Genomic DNA, 303 nt, shown 5'->3' with positions numbered 1-303 from the left:
CCGTTGGCGGCGAGCTGCACGCCGTCGTCGGGCAGGAAGTTGGCGAAGCTGCTGGTGGCCAGGCGCACCTGCCGGGCGGAGCCGCGGCCGGCGGGCGAGGAGTTGCCGGCGCCGCCGATGAGCGTGGCCATGGTGGTGGCGTGGTCGGTGACGGTACCGGTGAACAACGAGCTACTGACGACCCGGCCCCTTAAGTCCAGATCGTGCTGGTCGAAGGCTTCCTCTTTTATCGACACCGTCAGGCCCTGGCCGGTGAACTGCGGGTAGCGGGCGTGCACGGGCCAGATGCGGTTCAGCCCCAGG

Annotated in this window: 1 protein-coding gene; it reads right to left on the bottom strand. The window is 69.6% G+C overall.

The window, feature by feature from the left end; genetic code table 11:
- Positions 1-303, bottom strand: a 303-nt coding sequence (locus EJV47_RS28290) for a S8/S53 family peptidase (protein WP_207896023.1), incomplete at both ends; no start/stop codon positions are given.

This window comes from Hymenobacter gummosus (genome assembly GCF_003970915.1).
GTDB lineage: Bacteria > Bacteroidota > Bacteroidia > Cytophagales > Hymenobacteraceae > Solirubrum > Solirubrum gummosum.
Note: the sequence above shows the minus strand (reverse complement) of the source record. Positions and strands in the feature narration are given on the sequence as shown.